We start from the raw sequence: 16,669 nt of genomic DNA, 5'->3' as shown, positions 1-16,669 counted from the left end.
CACAATCGTGGCAGGCTGACGCCATGCCCCGCTGACTGACGTCGGCAGCATCCCCAGGTAGCCAAGACCTTCAAGGCTACGGCGCGATCCGTCGCGCCGGTCGTTGTCTTTCACGACGCCTCGGCGCGTCACTTCCTCAACCCTCAAGGGATTACCTCCCTTGCAGGGCGGGATTCCCTTGGTTGCCACAAGGAGTCTCCCATGGATACCCAAGCCATCCGCGCACAAATGCCGACGCTCGTTAGCGGCCACGTGCCTTCCAACGTCCGTACCTTCAAGTTCAACATCTTCGACGGCCAGCCCAAGGTTTCGACGCTGGGCTTCCACATCGATCCCAAGCCCTTCGAGGGCAAGGTCATCGCCACCACCGACGAGGCCATTGTCGTCAAGACGGGACGCGCCGAATTCGCGGTGCTCGACCGGGCGCTGGTGACCGAAGTGCCCGACACGGGCGCCAAAGTGCAGGTCGAACCCTACGCCCGACGCCGCTTCGATGGTCTACGCGCCGACACGCCCGAGGAAGAGACCGCATTCACTGCCGACGGCAAGCCGTACACGGTGCAGCGGTTCGTGCTCGGTTCCGCACCGGCGAAGCTGCCGATCCCCGAGCCCAGCTGCCCCGAGTTGCAGGAGCTGATCCAGCAGATGGAACAGCTGCCCGCTCCCGACGGCTATCGGCGCATAACCCACATGCTGGTGGATGCCGGCGCACGGGACTTCACCTGGGTCGATCCGCTGCCCGCCGACATCATCCGCACGCCGCCGGCCATCGGCTTCACCGTCGCCACGATGAAGTTCCAGGGTTGCGTCACCGTGCTGTATGAGCGTGGCCTCGACCTCTACGCGGTGGAGCTGCACCGCGACGGCGAGTTGATCGAACGGGTCGATGAGGTGTTCTTCGACACCCTCGGCGAGACGCTGGAACGGCTGATCGACGACGGGAGCTGGAGACGCATCCGCGTGCAGTGCCTGTCGGGTCGCAAGGCTGTCCGGCACTGACCTCCCAGCAGCTTCCCGCCCTCGCGGCGGGAAGCCTCTCTTTCTGCCTCCCTGGAGATCACACCCATGACTGTTCGATTCAAAGGCACGGAGCTGCGGCCCGTGCTTGCCGAAGCGGTGGCGAATCAATGCCGCGTCATCCTGGTCAAGGATCAGGGCGTGTACTTCCTGGCCGAGCGCGGCGAGCGCCGGCCCGATGGTCGCCAGAAGACCATCGCCTATGCCGCCGGCTGCAACCCGGATGTCGATGCCTTCGACGACTGGTGGGAGCTGGCGCGCGCCGAGTTCGGCGGCGATGACTTCGGCGAGTTCTTCGATCCGCAGGAGGGCGTGTTTGCGCGCATCCTGCACAGCGAGGACGACCTCGACGTGTCCGCCACCGCGACACACCTGTCGCTGCAGGCGGTTCCTTCCACGCCCGGCGGTAACTGACCGCCCATCCCTGGCCCCCGCTCCGGGGGCCTCTTTCTTCCCGGCAATGCGGACAGCCGCGAGTGCCGATTGCCGCTCGCCTGCGCGCCGTCCCGGCGCCACGCTTCCGGCCATGTTCCGCTGACGTCCGTCAGCAACATGCCCAGGCAGCCACGATCTTCAAGGCTGCGACGCGGTTCCGACCGCGTTGATCACCCCAGTTCGCACCGGCATCCATGCGCGAACGGCCATCGGTTCTCGATGGCGATGCCACCAAGCTGTTCCATCAACCCACGCGGGGGTTCCACACCTTCCCCGCCTTGGGTCGGGTGTGTCTCCGCCTCATTGTTCTCAGGAGATTCACCATGACCACTTCCAACGAAAAGTCCTACTTCGATCTGCACATCACCGGCCTCGGGTATCTCAATCGCATCCGCGAAGTGAAGCCCAAGAAAGGCGATGCGTTCCTGGCCTGCGACATCGCAGCCCTGAACGGTCCCAGCGATGACGTCTCGTATGTGCGTTTCGACACGCGCGTATCGGGATCGGAAGCGCAGCACCTGGTGCGCCGCTGCATTCAGGCGGTCGACGCCGAGAAGAAGGTGATGATCGGCTTCCGCCTGGGCGACCTGTGGACCGACACCTTCACCTACTCCAAGGGCAAGCGTGCCGGCGAGCAGGGGGTGAGCCTCAAGGCCCGCCTGCTGTTCGTCAGTTGGATCAAGGTCGACGGCAAGCTCGTCTACAAGGCCGAACCCAAGCCGACCGAGACCGACGAGCGCGACCCGGAAGTCCCTGTGACGTCCGACGCGCCCGCTACGCAGCAAGCCTCGGCACCGGAGTCTTCCGAGCCCGTCGCCGATGCTGCCGACGACGCAGCCGATGCCCCCGCATTGGCCGTTGCCGAGTCGTTCTGATCCGCAAGGCCCCATCCCCGGGGCCTTGTCTTCTCTTCGTCAGCAGGAGACCTTCATGATCACCATCCCCGGCCAACTGGCCATCAAGACCATCCACGGCAGGAACGGCGACTTCAACGTCGGCCGCCTGGCGACCTCGATCGGCGAGTTCGTCGTGAAGAACGCCGAACTCGATCAGTACCGCGAGGGCAAGTACGACGGTGATTTCGTCATCGTCGAGATTCGCCCCTCCACGTACAACGCCAACGGCCGCATGGTCATCGAGATCCGCGCCCATCTGGGCGGGATGACGCTGTCCAACATCGACGCCCTGAGCCGCGACGAAGCCCGCCGGCTGAGTCCGCAGGAAGTCGATCCGATCGACGAGGAAGCGCAGGCGCCCGTGCCGGCAACGCCCCCGGCCAAGCCGAAGGCGAAGCCGCGCAGTCCGCGCGATCCCCTGGTCGATACCACGCCGTTCGGCAGCGAACCGGCTCCCGTGTCCGCTGCGGCCTCGGCCGAGGCAGACGACGCGGCGCTGTTCGGTGCCTTGTGGCCCCTGGGCGAGACCGTGAAGCTCGATGCGACCGTGGATCGTCGTGTGCTGCGTCAGCAGCGCGACCGTCTCGACAAGCTGGGCTACGAGTTCGCTCCGTTGTCCCAGGACTGGCACTTCAAAGCTGCCTGATCCATCCGCCGCCTTGCGCGGCATACCGCCACCCGCCGGGGTTCTCCCCCGACGGGGAGGGCTCCGGCCTTTTCTTCAAGGAGACCCTCATGGGCTGGACCTTCGTTCGTCAGACGCGCGATCAGATGATCCGCGAGCTGCTCGCTCCGCAGGCGTCCGAACGCGCTTGCTGCGAAGTCATCGACCACACGCTGGACGGCGACGTTCTGTGGACCGTGGTTCGCGTCACCGCCAGGCAGGCGGGCGTCATGGGCCTCGCGGCCGGTGAGTCCATCTGCTACATCGGCTGCCATCTTTTGGAAAGCGCGGGCCTCGAATGGGGCTACAAGTCACTCGATGAGTCCGTGCATCCGTACTACTACTCGTGTCCGCTGCGCTATCTCGACATGGCGCCGGTGCAAAGCCCCGAGTGGCGCGAGCGGGTTCACCGCTTCCACGCGGGCCGCGCCGTCTAGCGGCACGCATCTTCCTTCACCCAACCGGGGCGAGCATGGCCCCGCGGGCTGTGGTTGCTCCTTCATTTCCAAGAGGACATCACCATGCCTGCACCTTCTTCCGTGAAACCGCTGTACCGCATCGACGAATGCCCCGACCTCATGGCCGACGGTTGCGTCGGTGACGAGCAGGGCAATCTCGTCTTTCTCTCGATCTGGGCGCGCGACACCGCCGTTCAGGAGTTCCTCGCCCGCCTGACCCTCGGCCGGGATGAACAGGGACTGGATCAGTTCCACGTCATCACCGAGCAGGGCGCATCCATCCCGGTCTTCGTCGGCAACGTCGAGAACCTGGAAAAGCGCATCACCCGCGCCTATCGGCGAACGATGTTCGGTTCGCTGACGAATGTGTGGCTGTTCGATCGTCGCTGCGTGAAGCCAGACAAGGCCAACGCCAGCGCGCTGGCGCTTCTGCCCAGGGATTCCGCTCACCGGCTCGACCGGCTGTGGACCCTGGTGCAGGACACCTGCCCGCTGCCACTGCTCGACCACTGGCGCGACACCGTGCTGGAGCTGTTGCAGACACGACGGATGCTGACCGGTCTTCCCTTGGCCCTCGGGCCGCTGGAAGGCCATCGGCTGGCCCTCGATGTCCCGGCGCTGACGAAGGCGCTGGGCGAGCTGATCCGCAACCGCACCCTCGGCGCCACGCAGTACGAACTGGCCGCGAACGCACCGCTTCGGCGTGTGGCGTGAGCCATCCCCACGGGCATGCGCGCCGCGCGTGCCCGCCTTCCCTCATCCATCACCAGGAGAAATCCATGGCACTCATGTTTCCGCGCCTGGCGCGCAACTTCATTCGTAACGGCTACTTCCCCACCGACGAGCCGACGCTGGAGCGGGCCTTGTCCGCACTGGCGCCGTCTCCCGGCTCCATGTCCATCCTCGATCCCTGCGCCGGCGAAGGCGCGGCGATCGCCGAAGCCGCCCACGCCCTCGGGCGCGAGCAGGTCCAGGCCTTCGCCGTCGAGTACGACGCCGAGCGTGCCCGCCACGCACGGCAACTGGTCGATCGCTGCATCCACGGTGATCTGATGGACACACTGATCTCGCGCCAGTCCTTCGGGCTGCTGTGGCTGAACCCGCCGTATGGCGACCTGAGCAAGGACGTGAACGGCAACATCGGCTATCAAGGCCAGGGCCGTGCGCGGCTCGAAAAGCTGTTCTATCAGCGCGCGCTGCCGCTGCTGCAGTACGGCGGCGTGCTGATCTTCATCGTGCCGTCCTACGTGCTCGATGCCGAGCTGGTCGGATGGCTGACGCGCCACTTCGCCGACCTGCGCATCTACCGTGCGGTGGAAACGCAGTTCAAGCAGGTGGTGATCTTCGGTCGCAGGATTCGTCAGCGCGACCAGGCATCGGATTCGGTCAAGGCCACCCGCGGTCTGCTGCTGCAGATCGGACAGGGCGACGCCGAAGCCGAGGAGCTGCCGCTCGAATGGCCGTTCCTGCCGTACACCGTCCCCGCCAGCCCGGCCGAGCCGGAGCACTTCTATCGCGTGACGATGGAGCCCGAGCAGTTCGCCGATGAAGTCGGCCGGCTGCAGGGGCTCTGGCCGGCGCTTGACATGCACCTGGGCGTCGCGCAGCAGTCGCTGCGCCCGCCGGCGCGGGCCTTGTCCCACTGGCATCTCGCCCTGGCCTTGGCCGCGGGCGCGATCTCCGGCGCGGTAAGGTCCAGGACCGGGCGCGTGCTCGTCGTCAAAGGTGATACCCACAAGGAGAAAACCCTCCAGACGGAATACACCGAACGCGACGACGGCTCTGTGGCCGAAACGCGCATCCTCACCGACAGGTTCGTGCCGGTCATCCGCGCCTGGGACATGACGCCGGGTTCCCCGACACGGGGGGAGGTACTGACCATCCGCTGATTGTTGTTCCCTGACGGTTCGCCGTCATGCTTTTCACCCACCGGGGTCATGTCGCCCCGAGGGGGTGCCGTGGCCCTCTTTTCCGCAAGGAGAAATCACCATGGCACTCGCAATCTTCGACCTCGCATCGCAAGTAAGCTTTTCCCCGGGGCAGGTGGTCATGACCATCGGCGTCGACGAACTGGTCCGACAGGGCCGGTTCAATCCCGCGCCGTACCTGCGTCGCCATCTTCATGGCGACTGGGGCGACCTGTGCGATGACGACCGCCAACTGAACGACGCCGCATTGAAGTCCGGTGAGGATCGTCTCTTCTCGTCCTACCAGGTCACGCCCGGCCTGAAGCTCTGGATCATCACCGAGTGGGATCGCAGCGTCACCACGCTGCTGCTGCCCAGCGAGTACTGATCAACCTCGACGGTCTTGCGCCGTTTCCTTCTTCCCACCCTGGGGCATGTCATCGCCCCGTGGGCGAGGTGCATGCCCCTTCACCTTGGAGCATCACCATGTCCCTCGATCCTGAAGCCGTTCCCGAAACCGCTGCGCAGGGCGACCTGCTCGAAGCGGCCGCTTCACCCCTCACGCTGAGCCTGCAGGACTTCGTATCGGAGTTCGGCGACGAATTGCTCGATTCGCTGAACCGCGCCAATCCCCCGGTCTACACCGGCCAGCCGCGGGCGCATCGCCAGATCGTCCTCGCGGGTCTCAAGCGCAAGCTGTTCAAGGCGCAAGCCGATGTGGTCCATGCCGTCACGGAGCTGCTGGCCGACCGCGGCGAACGTGCCGCTATCGTCAACGGTGAGATGGGCTGCGGCAAGACGACCGTCGGCATTGCCACGGCTGCCGTGCTCAACGCCGAAGGCTACCGCCGGACCCTGGTGCTCTCGCCACCCCACCTGGTCTACAAGTGGCGACGCGAAATTCAGGAGACGGTGGCCGGCGCCAAGGTCTGGGTGCTCAATGGCCCGGACACGCTGGTTAAGCTGCTGAAGCTGCGCGAGCAGTTGGGCGTGCCGGCGCAGGGCCAGGAGTTCTTTGTCCTGGGCCGTGTGCGGATGCGGATGGGCTTCCACTGGAAGCCCGTCTTCACCCGGCGGCGGACGCCCTATGGAGACGTGGGCGCGTGCCCGGATTGCGGCCACATCATCACTGACCTCGACGGCGAGCCGATCAACCCGGTCGAACTCGAAGCCGAAGTGTTGCCGGCTCCCTGATTCCGCACAAATCTGGCGTCGTTAAACGGCGTCGTCGAGTGGGCGCCGGCGGCGCCGTAAACGGCACGAGGGCCGCGCGCGTCGGCCCTCGTTGTGCTGGGGGGCGCGGCTCGATCAGAACGACGGATCGTCGAACGGCAGCTCGGCCTGCGTGAGGCGGTCCTGGCGGTAGTGCTCGAACAGGGCGAGCTCGTAGTGCGCCCAGATGCGCTCGCGCAGATCGTCGAGCAGCTCGATCACGGCCCGGGCCTGCTCGGGCGTCCAGTCGGCGTCGATGAGCAGGTCCAGGCCGCGCAGCAGCCCGGACGGCGGGTGGTCGGTCTTCATGCGGGACTCCGTGCGGATTTGCGTTTGCGGGCGTTGGTGGCGGCGCGCTCCTGGGCTTCCTTGTGGCGCCAGGACGGGCCCTTGAGGGCGATGATCTCGGCGTGATGGACCAGGCGGTCGATGAGCGCGACCACGCAGGCGGCGTTGGGGAACACCTCGGACCATTCGGCGAAGGACTTGTTGGTGGTGATGAGGGTGCTCTTTTTCTCGTGGCGACGGCTGATGAGCTCGAAGAGCAGATCGGCGTGGCGGTTCGAGTAGGAGAGGTAGCCGACCTCGTCGATCACCAGGAGCGTGGGGCTGGCGTAGTGGCGCAGGCGGCGGCGCAGCGCCGAGTCGGAGTCGAGCGCGGCGAGCTCGCCCAGGAGCTGGCCGGCGGTGGTGAAGAGCACGGTGTGCCCGCGCAGCACCGCCTGGTGGGCGATGTTCTGCGCGATGGTGGTCTTGCCGAGCCCGGAGGGGCCGACCAGCAAGGCGTTGGTGGCGGTCTCGAGGAAGCCGAGCGTCATCAGCTCGGCGATGGCGGCCTGGTCGCACTGCTCGGGCCAGCGCCAGTCGAAGTCGGCCAGCGGCTTGAAGCGGCCGATGTGCGCGCAGCGCGCCCGGCGCTCGAGTGAGCGTCGGGCGCGCTCGGTCTCCTCCCACTCGATGAGCGGGGCGATCCACGGTGCCTGGGCGCATTCGGCCCAGTGGCTCACCACACCATGCAGTTGCAGCGCGCGGGCGCGCGCGAGCAGCGGTTCAGGCGTCGTCATGGTTGTCCTCCAGCAGGCGGTCGTAGCCGGCCAAGGGGTGGGCGCGCACGGTGACATCGCGCGTCTTCAGATGCGCGGGTAGCGGCACGCCCAGCGGCGGGGGCGCCTCGCGCCGGCGCTCGAGCGCCAGGCGTACCGCGTTGGGATGCGGCACGCCGCGCGCGAGTGCTTCGTCGACGGCGACGGCCAGTTCGCCCGCCCCGTAGCGATCGAGCAGGTCGGTGAGCGCGCGCGTGGTGCGCCCGAGCGGCTCACCGCGCTCGGCGGCCTGGGCGAGCAGCGCCTGGCAGGCCGGCACGGCCGCCGTCAGGCGGTCGGTGGCGCGGTGGGCGCGGGCCGCGTGCTTGTGCGCGACGAGCGCCTCGAGGTGCGCGGCACACTCGATCTGCTGGCGGCGGTCGTAGCTGCGCGCGTGGGTGGCGATGACGTCCTCGCCGTCGAGGATGCGCACCCGCAGCGGGTCGGCGCACACGGTGAGGGGGCGCCGCACATGGGTGTGGGGGATCGAGTAGTCGTTCAGGTCGAAGCGCACGTACGGGGTCTTGCCCGCCGACACCGCGCGCAGCTCGTCGGTCGGAAACGGTGTCTCGGGCCGCGCGAGCAGGCGCTCGCGCTCGGCCGCGAAGGCCTCGGCCACGGTCATCGAGGCGTCCTCGGGGCAGCGCCGCGCACCGGCGGCGCCCTCGCACCAGGCCTGGGCCTGCGCGTTCAGGTCGTCCAGATCGGCGAAGGCGCATCCGGCGAAGAAGGCCTCGCGCACGTAGCGGATCGCGCGCTCGACGCGCCCCTTCTCGTTGCCGCGCGCCACCGCCACCGGGCGCGGCTCGAAGCGGTAGTGGCCGGCGAGCGCGAGCAGGGTCGGGTGGAAGCGGATCGCGTTGCCGCAACGCTCGAGCACCGCGCTCTTCAGATTGTCGTAGAGGGCGATGCGCGGCACCGCGCCCCAGCACTCGAAGGCGCCGACATGGCCGCGCAGGAAGTTCTCCATGCGCGCATCGAGGAAGAAGCGCAGATAGATCTGGCGCGACCACGACAGCACCATGACGAAGGCCATCAGCGGACGGCGTGCGCGCCCGATCGTCAGGTGCCCGAAGTGCCCCCAGTCGACCTGGGCCTGCTCGCCGGGCAGGGTGCGTAGCCGCAGGTAGGCCTCGGCGCTCGGGCGCGGGCGGTGGCGGGCGATGAGGTGGCGGAAGTGATCGGGGCGCCCGGGGTAACCGCGTGCGCGCACCATGTCGTAGAGCCGCGCGGCGGTGAGGCGCGGAAACTGGGCGAGCGTCTCGTGGAGGAAGGGCAGATAGGGGTCGATCGCCGAGGCGCGCTGCACGGGGCCGTGCCGGGGCAGGCCGGCCTGGGCGAGCACGCGCGCGACGGTGTCGCGGTGCAGCCCGAGCTGCACGGCGATGGTGCCGATGCGCCAGCGCTCGGCGTGGTAGTAGCGCAGGATCTGCGCTTCGTGTTCAGGGGACAGGGCCATGGCGGGGCGGACTCCGTTCGGATCGCGGACAGGGGCGCCGAACCGGGGAGTGCAGGAAGTCCTGACGCACGAACGGGGACAGTGCGCGGTGGCACAGGTGGCACTGCCCGCTCGCGGACGGTACGGACTCGGGCACGGTCGGCGCGGTCCTTACTTCAACAGGCGGGGCCGGCGGCGGGGAACCCTGATGCGTCACTTCCTGGCGTCGCGCGCGGTAGCGGCGCTGGCGTTGCGCGTGCGCCAGGCGCCCCGCAAAGCTCGCCTGGTAGCGCGTGCCGGCTGCCCGCAGCGAGGCCGCGCGGGCACGCTGGGCGCAGCCGGCGGCGCAATAGCGCTGCCCCCGATCACAGTGGCTACAGATCAGCACTGCCGCGCGGCACGCGGCACAGAGATAGCGTCGTCCGGTCGACTCCATGGGCCTTGAGGCCCGTGGGAGACTCGACGCCAGCGCCCACTTCGTGAAAGACTACGGGCGCAACGACCGCGCAGCCTTGCGCGGGTGTGGGGCGCGACACTGGGGATGACTTGGCGGTTTGAGCCGGTGTCGCGCCTGCGTTGCCACAGGCCGAGCCCGATTGTGCGCGCATCGGCCACTCGGGTGCCAAACGCCCTCCCTCCCGATTGCACGAACACCCCGCCCGCCATCGGCGCGCCGGGGTCAGGGGCGTTTCCAGTCGCCCTACGGGCGCCTTCCAACGCCCCTGACCCCATCAAGCAAACAGCCGCTATCCGCTCACCAGATCAAGGTCATGCTGTGCCGTGCCGGCGGTGGACGCCGGATTTGTGCGGGAATCGACCGCCGTTAACAGCCGAAGAGACCCGTCGCAAGTGCAGCCATTGCGCCGCACCGCTGTGGACGTTGATCCGCCCGAGAGGCCTGTCCGCCAGTGACCAGTCCTCGACCGTGCTCAAGGCACTGAAGCGTATTCCCACCATCGGCGAAATCACCGCGCAGAAGCTGATGCAGAAGTTCGGCGATGCGTTCCTCGCGTCGATGCTCGGGGACAACATCCACGAGTTCATCAACCTGATGGACGACCGCGGCGAGTTGGTATTCTCGGATCGTCAGGCGCACCGCATGGAACGCGCGATGGCCAACATGGAATTCGGCTTCGGCGAGGGCGGCTACCAGCCGTCCGAGTTCATCAAAAGGCAGCTTCCCCAAGGTACGTTCGACCTGCTCATCGCTGACGAGGCGCACGAGTACAAGAACGGCGGCTCCGCCCAGGGGCAGGCCATGGGGGTGTTGGCGGCCAAGGCGCGCAAGACGCTGTTGCTCACCGGCACACTGATGGGCGGTTACGGCGACGACCTGTTCCACCTGCTGTTTCGAGCCCTGCCGGGGCGGATGATCGAAGACGGCTACCGGCCGACGAAGAGCGGGAGCATGACGTCGGCCGCGATGGCGTTCATGCGCGATCACGGCGTGCTCAAGGACATCTATTCCGAGAGTACCGGCACGGCGCACAAGACGGCCAAGGGCACCAAGGTATCGGTGCGCACGGTCAAGGCGCCGGGTTTCGGTCCGAAGGGTGTGCTGCGTTGCGTCCTGCCGTTCACGGTCTTCCTCAAGTTGAAGGACATCGGTGGCAACGTGCTGCCGCCCTATGACGAGGAGTTCCGCGAAGTCACGATGGACACGGCACAAGCCGTGGCCTACCGCGATCTGGCAGGTCGGCTGACCCAGGAGCTGAAACAGGCCCTGGCAAGGCGCGACACGGCGCTGCTCGGTGTGGTCCTCAATGTCCTGCTGGCCTGGCCGGATTGCTGCTTCAGGTCGGAGACGGTAGTGCATCCGCGCACGCGCAACACCTTGGCGTTCGTGCCCGCTCAGTTCAACGAGCTGGAAGTGATGCCCAAGGAACGCGGGCTGATCGAGATCTGCAGGCAGGAGAAGGCGGAAGGTCGCAGGACCCTGGTCTATTCGGTCTACACCGGCACGCGAGATACCACGTCGCGCCTGAAGGTGGTGCTGGAGCAGGAAGGCTTCAAGGTGGCGGTGCTGCGCGCAAGCGTGGATGCGGCCCGCCGCGAGGACTGGATCGCCGAGCAGTTGGACCGTGACATCGACGTGCTCATCACCAATCCCGAGCTGGTGAAAACCGGTCTGGACCTGCTGGAGTTCCCGACCATCGTGTTCATGCAGTCGGGCTACAACGTGTATTCGTTGCAGCAGGCCGCCCGGCGCTCCTGGCGCATCGGCCAGAAGCAGCCGGTGCGCGTGATCTACCTCGGCTATGCCAACTCCTCGCAGATGACCTGCCTCGGGTTGATGGCGAGGAAGATCATGGTCTCGCAAAGCACGTCGGGAGACGTGCCCGAATCAGGGCTCGATATCCTGAATCAAGACGGGGATTCCGTCGAGGTGGCCCTGGCCCGGCAACTCGTTGGGGCCTGATCCACCACCCCACGCCGGCGGCCTTCGGGTCGCCGGTCCTTCAGTTCGTTCTTCCGCGGCCCTTCGGGGCCGATTTCCGTTGTGCGCCCAGCTGCTCGCACACCTTCCGTGTCAGGTATGTGCCCATAGGGGGCCGATCGACACCATCGTAGATGGGTGCCCGTCCTACCCGTGCCAATCCATCGCTGCACCTGTCCCGCGTGCGAGGCAGGATAGGCTTGATCAACTGCTGCTCGGGCTCAACAAGCCTGCAGGGAAGGTCAGCGAGCTCCCCGCCTTGCCAGGATCCCGAAGTGATACGGCGCCGAAGAGCCGAGGTTTTCTTGAAGAACCGAATTGAATCCGGCCTCGGCGAGCCAGCCTGCACATTGTTCCGGCTTGGGCCGGATAGCCAGCGGTGGCCCGCGCGGCGTATCGATGTCGCTGCGCCAGTGGATCACCGAGAGGAAACCGCCAGGCTGAAGGGCTCGATGCGCTTCGTGCAGCAGTGCCAGTGGGTCTTCGATATGCAGCAGATTGAAGACCATGACATGCCCCTGCGAGCTATCGGGCACCCCCGTGCCATGGTCGACGAAGTCACGAACCTCGGTCTGGACATTCGCCAAGCCTGCGTCCTTGCCCGCTGCGCGACGAGGCTGACCATGCTCGGTTCGATGTCTAGCGCCGTTACCTGTCCGCGCGTGCGGCTTGCTGCCGGCAAGGTGAAGGTGCCGTAGCCGCAGCCGAACTCGAGCACGCCGTGGGTGCTGTCGTACGGCACCAGCAGTCGATCCAGCATGGCGTGAGGGTCAAAGAACGAGGCCCAGTAGGCCTCGTCGGGCATGCCGCTTTCGCGCCCCTTCATGAGAGTCCCAATGGTTGAGCGGGCCCGCGGACTCGCCCGCGGTACCGAAGTTGTCCTTGGTATTGCACTGCAGGAAGCCGCCTTGCACGAGGCGCACGTTCTCGTAGCCCGCGACGCCCAGCGCGTGAGCGCTCCATCAGAACACCAGCACCTTGTCGGCGGTAGCGGTCCATTCGGCCAGTTCCTTCAGGGTGCTGCGGCGCGCGTTGGGCACGACGTCCTCGTCGGTGTAGCCGCGCGCATCCATGCAGGTACCGCACAGGACCACCTCGCCCCCGACCATGCGCACCATGTCGCCGGCGTTGTAGTAGCCCTCGGGCACCTTCTGCCCGGCCTTGGCGCAGGCCACCGCATCCCCCATCAAGAAGACGCGTACCGTCTCGCCTTGGAGCTTGCCCAGCGCACGGGCCAGACGCAGACCGTTGTAGCTGCGCTCGGTGCCGTAGGGGCCGTCGTTGAGAATGAAGAGGGTGTTCATGATCCGGTCCTGGTTCGTGACAGGGATTACTTGCCGCCCGACTTGATCGTGGCCTTCAAGGCGTCGAAGTCGCGTCGCACAGTGTCCTGGAGCAGCAGGCCTGATTTTTCCTGCTTGGCCACGCCTTCGAGATCGAGCATGTCGGCGACGATCTGGTAGCTGGCCGCCCCGTTGTGCTCCTTGCCGTCGGCGACGATCAACTGGTTACCGTAGAACACGGCCGGCGCGGGCAAGCCTTCTGCCAGGCTCGAGGGCAGCAACTGAATGGGCACGCGGTAGGTGTTGGCGATCTCGGCCGCCACCTGCAGGTTTCCGTTGCAGCGCTGCCCGGGCGGATCCTTGGCGATGAAGGTCAGCACCCTTTGTCCGGCGGCGGTCTGTGCGCCGGGCACGGCCATCGACATATCCGCCGCGACTGCGGACACGCCGAACAGGACGCCCAGCAGGGTGAATGTGATTTTCTTCATGCGATGTCTCCTCGCTTTTGTTGCCGCTTCTGCTTGCGGTTGGGTGAGTCAACGTTCGACCGGTAAGCCGCCTGCCCGCCATTCGGTGACGCCGTCGGTGATCTTGTGTGCGCTGAAGCCGCGCTCGCGCAGTAGGGCGACCGCCTCATCGGACATGACGCAGAAGGGTCCGCGACAATAGGCGACCACCTCCTTGCCGGCCGGCAGTTCGGCGAGGCGCTTCTCTAGCTCGCCCAGCGGCATCGAGCGCGCGAAAGGCAGGTGCCCGGCCACGTATTCGGCCTCTGGGCGGACGTCGATGACGACGATGTCGCCGCTGCGCGCCTTGGCGAGCAGGGACTCGAGACTCTCCGGGCTAAGCAGGTCGGGGGCAGCGCTCATCTGTTCGAGCGCAAGGCGCAGCTCCAGCAAATGCGCCTCGGCCACGTCGCGGACGCTGAGCCACAGCTCGGCGACGTCCTGCCCGCTGAGCCGGTAATGGATGAACTTGCCCTCGCGGCGGTTCTCGACCAGGCGTGCCTCGCGCAGCGCCTTGAGATGGGCGCTGGCCAGACGCATGTCGATGCGCGCCTGCTGCGCGAGCGTCTCCACCGTCTTCTCGCCCTGGGCGAGCAGTTCGATCAGCTCGAGCCGCTTCGGACTCGATAGCGCCTTGCCGATGCGGGCGACGTGTTCGTACAGGGAGGACTTGGTAACGTTGGTCTTCATACGCACACTCTAACAAGCGTGCGTATGTTTGCAAGTGGTGCCCTTGGTCTTAAGGATGAGCCTGTTCTGCGTCGGCCATGTCGCGTCGGGCGTGGACGATGATGAGCAGTCCCGACCACAGCGCGAGCCCCGACATCATCAGCGCGACCATGAGGTCCGGCAAGGCGCTGCCGGTACCGAAGACGCCTGCCGCCGCGAGGATGACCGCGAGATTGCCGATTGCATCGTTGCGGCTGCATAGCCACACCGAACGCATGTTCGCGTCACCCCCTCGGAAGCGATAGAGCATCAGCGCCACCCCCGCATTGGCGACCAGTGCGAGTACCCCGACTGCACCCATGGTCAGCGGCTCCGGCGTAATCCCTTGCTGGAAGGCCCACAGGGCGCGCGCCATCACGACGGTGCCGAACAGCGCCATCGCCACACCCTTGAGCAGGGCCGCGCGCGCCCGCCACATCAACCCCCACGACAGCACGGTCAGCGACAGCGCGTAGTTGGCGGCGTCGCCGGCGAAATCGAGGGCGTCGGCCCATAGGGCGACCGAGCCGGCAGCGAGGCCGGCGACGAACTCGACCAGGAACATCGCCCCATTGATGATTAACGCGATCCACAAGGCTTGGCGAAAACGTGGGCTCGCTGCGCTGGCATCGCAGGCGGAATGGGAACAACAGCCGGACATGGCGCTCTCCTGTTGGTGGGAAAGGGACTGGCGTGCATGACACACCCTGTAGCCGCTACAGGGTCAAGCGACTAAGCTGGTGACAGGTCGCAATGAGGAGAAGCAGGCGATGAAGATCGGTGAATTGGCCAAGGCTGCTCATGTCGAGGTCGAGACCATCCGCTACTACGAGCGGATCGGGTTGCTGCCCGCGCCTGCCCGCAGCCACAACGGCTATCGGGCCTACGCAGGCATGCATCTCGAGCGCCTGGCCTTCATTCGTCACTGCCGGGCGCTGGACATTGCCCTGGCCGACATCACGCGGCTGCTGCGCTTTGTGGACGATCCGTCTGCCGAGTGCGCAGAGGTGAACACGCTCATCGACACTCAACTCGCCCGGGTCCGCGCACGCCTCGACAGCCTGCGCACGCTCGAGCACCAACTCGTTGTGCTGCGCAGCCAGTGCGATGCCCCGGATCGTGCAGCGCAATGCGGCATCCTCCATGAACTCGAAGCGCCGACGCTGGGCGATGCCTGTGTGTGCCACGACGAGCGTTCCAATTAGCCGGGAGACTTCGCACGCGCTCAACGAGCACCCTCCTGACGGGATTCGTTACGGAGTGATCATCAGCCCGGCTTCAATCCGCGTGGGCGTGCGCGGGCGATCCGACGACGGTAAAGCCGACGCACGTACTGCCGGCGGCCGAGCGGGCAAACGGGGCTCCCCCGTGCATTCGCGCAATTGCCGCCACGATCGCCAATCCGAGCCCATGATGGTGGTCGCCGTGCTCGCGCGCCCGATCAACTCGATAGAACCGGTCAAAGAGGCGAGGCAAATGCTCCGGGGGAATCACCGGGCCCTTGTTGTGCACGGACAGGCAAATGCGATCATTTCCATCCGGCTTGATGACGACCTCGAGCACCGTCCCGCGCTCAGCGAACCGTGTCGCGTTGGCCAACAGGTTTGAGAGTGCGCGACGAATCAATCCCGCATCGAAGGCGCCGGAGCCGTCACCGGATACATGCGCACTCACTCCGGCTTCCTGCAATGAAGCCTCGTGAAACTCGACGACCTCGGTCACCAACTCCGCAAGGCTGGAGACAGGACGCCGACGCGGGTGTTCACCGCGATCGGCCCGCGACAAGAACAACATGTCATTAACCATGCCTGCCAGACGATGAAGATCCTCGAGGTTCGATCCAAGCACATCGCGCAGATCGGAGAGACTGCGTTCTCGGTTCAGCGCGAGCTCGGTCTCGCCGATCAAGGTAGCAAGGGGGGTGCGCAACTCATGAGCGACATCGGCATTGAATCCCTCCAACTGTTGATAGGCGTCGTCCAATCGAATGAGGAGCGCGTTGAATTGTGCAACCAAGGGCTGAAGCTCCTGCGCCTGTGCGGACCCGTCCAGGGGTTTTCCGACGCTCTCAGGACTGAGGCTCGCCGCTTGCCGTGCGAGATCGTGTACCGGCAAGAGTGCTCGCCGTATCAGCCAGGTACCGACAGCCGAGACAAGGACGGCCCCGGACAGGGCACTAAGAAGCAGTGTCCACGCCAAGTGCATCAACAAGCGCCGGTCGGCGCTGCTGTCGAGCGCCAATTCGGCACGGAGCACGGCTGTACGCGACCAAGGCAAAGGGATGTCGAACTCAAGACGCCGAAGGTCGGCCTGAGCGCGTGATCGCGCCGACGTCGCGTACACGAGGGTGTCGTCACCCTGTATCAAGCGCAACTCGAGATCGGAATGGCCAACGAAAAAGTCGTCCAACTTGTGACGCAGGCCTGGCAAGTCGTCCTGCGTCGCGATCTCGCTGACGAGATGGCGAACCACGTTCTGCTTGTGCCGAAGCTCCTCCGCCTGTTTGCTGGCGAAATTCCGATGACTCGTCACATAGACGATCGAACAGACTACGCCGAGCCCCAGGAAGGTCAGCACGGCGAGCCACGACGATAACCAGCGCCCCAGGGAACGGGGATTGGGCATC

At 66.2% G+C, this 16,669-nt stretch carries 18 protein-coding genes and 3 pseudogenes; 11 read left to right on the top strand and 10 right to left on the bottom strand.

Annotation, left to right across the window (positions count from 1 at the left end; all coding sequences use genetic code 11):
• Window positions 1–201: 201 nt before the first annotated feature.
• The 9 genes and pseudogenes from ACZ5PP_RS02200 to ACZ5PP_RS02160 form a co-directional block, all read left to right on the top strand.
• Window positions 202–999 carry a GTPase gene (locus ACZ5PP_RS02200; RefSeq protein ID WP_269263633.1) on the top strand — a complete coding sequence of 266 codons (798 nt, stop codon included), beginning with the start codon at window positions 202–204 and terminating at the stop codon, window positions 997–999.
• A gap of 66 nt (window positions 1,000–1,065) precedes the next feature.
• Window positions 1,066–1,431, top strand: coding sequence for a DUF3085 domain-containing protein (locus ACZ5PP_RS02195; RefSeq protein ID WP_464826683.1), 366 nt, complete (start codon window positions 1,066–1,068; stop codon window positions 1,429–1,431).
• A 344-nt stretch (window positions 1,432–1,775) separates the two neighbouring features.
• Window positions 1,776–2,327 carry an STY4534 family ICE replication protein gene (locus tag ACZ5PP_RS02190; protein WP_024537148.1) on the top strand — a complete coding sequence of 184 codons (552 nt, stop codon included), beginning with the start codon at window positions 1,776–1,778 and terminating at the stop codon, window positions 2,325–2,327.
• 55 nt (window positions 2,328–2,382) lie between these two features.
• Window positions 2,383–2,994, top strand: a complete 612-nt coding sequence (locus ACZ5PP_RS02185; RefSeq protein ID WP_213882125.1) for a DUF3275 family protein — start codon at window positions 2,383–2,385, stop codon at window positions 2,992–2,994.
• 89 nt (window positions 2,995–3,083) lie between these two features.
• Entirely contained in the window at window positions 3,084–3,449 is a 366-nt protein-coding gene (locus ACZ5PP_RS02180; RefSeq protein ID WP_023121158.1) for a hypothetical protein, read from the top strand.
• 84 nt (window positions 3,450–3,533) lie between these two features.
• Window positions 3,534–4,184: a hypothetical protein gene (locus tag ACZ5PP_RS02175; RefSeq protein WP_213882123.1), complete on the top strand. Its 651-nt coding sequence runs from the start codon at window positions 3,534–3,536 to the stop codon at window positions 4,182–4,184.
• 65 nt (window positions 4,185–4,249) lie between these two features.
• Complete coding sequence (locus ACZ5PP_RS02170; protein WP_464826682.1) at window positions 4,250–5,359, top strand: DUF6094 domain-containing protein; 1,110 nt, start codon at window positions 4,250–4,252, stop codon at window positions 5,357–5,359.
• Between the two features lie 100 nt (window positions 5,360–5,459).
• A complete protein-coding gene (locus ACZ5PP_RS02165; RefSeq protein ID WP_449192815.1) occupies window positions 5,460–5,765 on the top strand; it encodes a hypothetical protein in 306 nt (101 codons plus the stop codon).
• A 98-nt stretch (window positions 5,766–5,863) separates the two neighbouring features.
• Window positions 5,864–6,553 (top strand): annotated as a pseudogene (locus ACZ5PP_RS02160) (DEAD/DEAH box helicase family protein); the annotation flags it as partial.
• A gap of 132 nt (window positions 6,554–6,685) precedes the next feature.
• On the opposite strand, the gene ACZ5PP_RS02155 reads toward ACZ5PP_RS02160, so the two are convergent.
• From ACZ5PP_RS02155 to istA, 3 genes are read right to left on the bottom strand one after another with little or no spacing between them, the layout of a single operon-like run.
• A complete protein-coding gene (locus ACZ5PP_RS02155) occupies window positions 6,686–6,898 on the bottom strand; it encodes a hypothetical protein (RefSeq protein ID WP_004359146.1) in 213 nt (70 codons plus the stop codon).
• A complete protein-coding gene (gene istB, locus ACZ5PP_RS02150; RefSeq protein ID WP_004359139.1) occupies window positions 6,895–7,653 on the bottom strand; it encodes an IS21-like element helper ATPase IstB in 759 nt (252 codons plus the stop codon). Before istB ends, ACZ5PP_RS02155 begins: the two co-directional genes overlap by 4 nt.
• Window positions 7,640–9,130, bottom strand: coding sequence for an IS21 family transposase (istA, locus tag ACZ5PP_RS02145; protein WP_464826137.1), 1,491 nt, complete (start codon window positions 9,128–9,130; stop codon window positions 7,640–7,642). Before istA ends, istB begins: the two co-directional genes overlap by 14 nt.
• 739 nt (window positions 9,131–9,869) lie before the next feature.
• Here istA and ACZ5PP_RS02140 point away from each other — a divergent pair.
• Window positions 9,870–11,528: pseudogene (locus ACZ5PP_RS02140) on the top strand (helicase-related protein); the annotation flags it as partial.
• Window positions 11,529–11,788: 260 nt separating this feature from the next.
• Here ACZ5PP_RS02140 and ACZ5PP_RS02135 read toward each other — a convergent pair.
• The 6 genes and pseudogenes from ACZ5PP_RS02135 to ACZ5PP_RS02110 form a co-directional block, all read right to left on the bottom strand.
• Window positions 11,789–12,133: a class I SAM-dependent methyltransferase gene (locus ACZ5PP_RS02135; RefSeq protein ID WP_464827079.1), complete on the bottom strand. Its 345-nt coding sequence runs from the start codon at window positions 12,131–12,133 to the stop codon at window positions 11,789–11,791.
• Between the two features lie 32 nt (window positions 12,134–12,165).
• A pseudogene (locus ACZ5PP_RS02130) lies at window positions 12,166–12,306 on the bottom strand (class I SAM-dependent methyltransferase); the annotation flags it as partial.
• 202 nt (window positions 12,307–12,508) lie between these two features.
• On the bottom strand, window positions 12,509–12,850 hold the full coding sequence (locus ACZ5PP_RS02125; protein WP_464826681.1) for a DsrE/DsrF/TusD sulfur relay family protein: 342 nt from the start codon (window positions 12,848–12,850) through the stop codon (window positions 12,509–12,511).
• Window positions 12,851–12,876: 26 nt separating this feature from the next.
• Complete coding sequence (locus tag ACZ5PP_RS02120) at window positions 12,877–13,317, bottom strand: hypothetical protein (RefSeq protein WP_464826680.1); 441 nt, start codon at window positions 13,315–13,317, stop codon at window positions 12,877–12,879.
• 48 nt (window positions 13,318–13,365) lie between these two features.
• Window positions 13,366–14,025, bottom strand: coding sequence for an ArsR/SmtB family transcription factor (locus ACZ5PP_RS02115; RefSeq protein WP_464826679.1), 660 nt, complete (start codon window positions 14,023–14,025; stop codon window positions 13,366–13,368).
• Window positions 14,026–14,074: 49 nt separating this feature from the next.
• Window positions 14,075–14,704: a cation efflux transmembrane domain-containing protein gene (locus ACZ5PP_RS02110; RefSeq protein ID WP_464826678.1), complete on the bottom strand. Its 630-nt coding sequence runs from the start codon at window positions 14,702–14,704 to the stop codon at window positions 14,075–14,077.
• 109 nt (window positions 14,705–14,813) lie between these two features.
• Here ACZ5PP_RS02110 and cadR point away from each other — a divergent pair, with 109 nt between their 5' ends.
• Window positions 14,814–15,248 (top strand): Cd(II)/Pb(II)-responsive transcriptional regulator, encoded by a 435-nt coding sequence (gene cadR / locus ACZ5PP_RS02105; protein ID WP_464826677.1) that lies wholly within the window; start codon window positions 14,814–14,816, stop codon window positions 15,246–15,248.
• Window positions 15,249–15,321: 73 nt separating this feature from the next.
• Here the strand turns inward: cadR and ACZ5PP_RS02100 are convergent, their stop codons facing one another.
• Entirely contained in the window at window positions 15,322–16,668 is a 1,347-nt protein-coding gene (locus ACZ5PP_RS02100) for a heavy metal sensor histidine kinase (protein WP_464826676.1), read from the bottom strand.
• Between the last annotated feature and the right edge of the window lies 1 nt (window position 16,669).

Source organism: Thauera sp. DNT-1 (assembly GCF_055393985.1).
Note: the sequence above shows the minus strand (reverse complement) of the source record. Positions and strands in the feature narration are given on the sequence as shown.

Excerpts from the sequence above, each read along its gene's own strand:
- ACZ5PP_RS02200 (WP_269263633.1), top strand. The coding sequence starts at position 202 with ATGGATACCCAAGCCATCCGCGCACAAATGCCGACGCTCGTTAGCGGC.
- ACZ5PP_RS02195 (WP_464826683.1), top strand. The coding sequence starts at position 1,066 with ATGACTGTTCGATTCAAAGGCACGGAGCTGCGGCCCGTGCTTGCCGAA.
- ACZ5PP_RS02190 (WP_024537148.1), top strand. The coding sequence starts at position 1,776 with ATGACCACTTCCAACGAAAAGTCCTACTTCGATCTGCACATCACCGGC.
- ACZ5PP_RS02185 (WP_213882125.1), top strand. The coding sequence starts at position 2,383 with ATGATCACCATCCCCGGCCAACTGGCCATCAAGACCATCCACGGCAGG.
- ACZ5PP_RS02180 (WP_023121158.1), top strand. The coding sequence starts at position 3,084 with ATGGGCTGGACCTTCGTTCGTCAGACGCGCGATCAGATGATCCGCGAG.
- ACZ5PP_RS02175 (WP_213882123.1), top strand. The coding sequence starts at position 3,534 with ATGCCTGCACCTTCTTCCGTGAAACCGCTGTACCGCATCGACGAATGC.
- ACZ5PP_RS02170 (WP_464826682.1), top strand. The coding sequence starts at position 4,250 with ATGGCACTCATGTTTCCGCGCCTGGCGCGCAACTTCATTCGTAACGGC.
- ACZ5PP_RS02165 (WP_449192815.1), top strand. The coding sequence starts at position 5,460 with ATGGCACTCGCAATCTTCGACCTCGCATCGCAAGTAAGCTTTTCCCCG.
- ACZ5PP_RS02155 (WP_004359146.1), bottom strand. The coding sequence starts at position 6,898 with ATGAAGACCGACCACCCGCCGTCCGGGCTGCTGCGCGGCCTGGACCTG.
- istB (WP_004359139.1), bottom strand. The coding sequence starts at position 7,653 with ATGACGACGCCTGAACCGCTGCTCGCGCGCGCCCGCGCGCTGCAACTG.
- istA (WP_464826137.1), bottom strand. The coding sequence starts at position 9,130 with ATGGCCCTGTCCCCTGAACACGAAGCGCAGATCCTGCGCTACTACCAC.
- ACZ5PP_RS02125 (WP_464826681.1), bottom strand. The coding sequence starts at position 12,850 with ATGAACACCCTCTTCATTCTCAACGACGGCCCCTACGGCACCGAGCGC.
- ACZ5PP_RS02120 (WP_464826680.1), bottom strand. The coding sequence starts at position 13,317 with ATGAAGAAAATCACATTCACCCTGCTGGGCGTCCTGTTCGGCGTGTCC.
- ACZ5PP_RS02115 (WP_464826679.1), bottom strand. The coding sequence starts at position 14,025 with ATGAAGACCAACGTTACCAAGTCCTCCCTGTACGAACACGTCGCCCGC.
- ACZ5PP_RS02110 (WP_464826678.1), bottom strand. The coding sequence starts at position 14,704 with ATGTCCGGCTGTTGTTCCCATTCCGCCTGCGATGCCAGCGCAGCGAGC.
- cadR (WP_464826677.1), top strand. The coding sequence starts at position 14,814 with ATGAAGATCGGTGAATTGGCCAAGGCTGCTCATGTCGAGGTCGAGACC.
- ACZ5PP_RS02100 (WP_464826676.1), bottom strand. The coding sequence starts at position 16,668 with ATGCCCAATCCCCGTTCCCTGGGGCGCTGGTTATCGTCGTGGCTCGCC.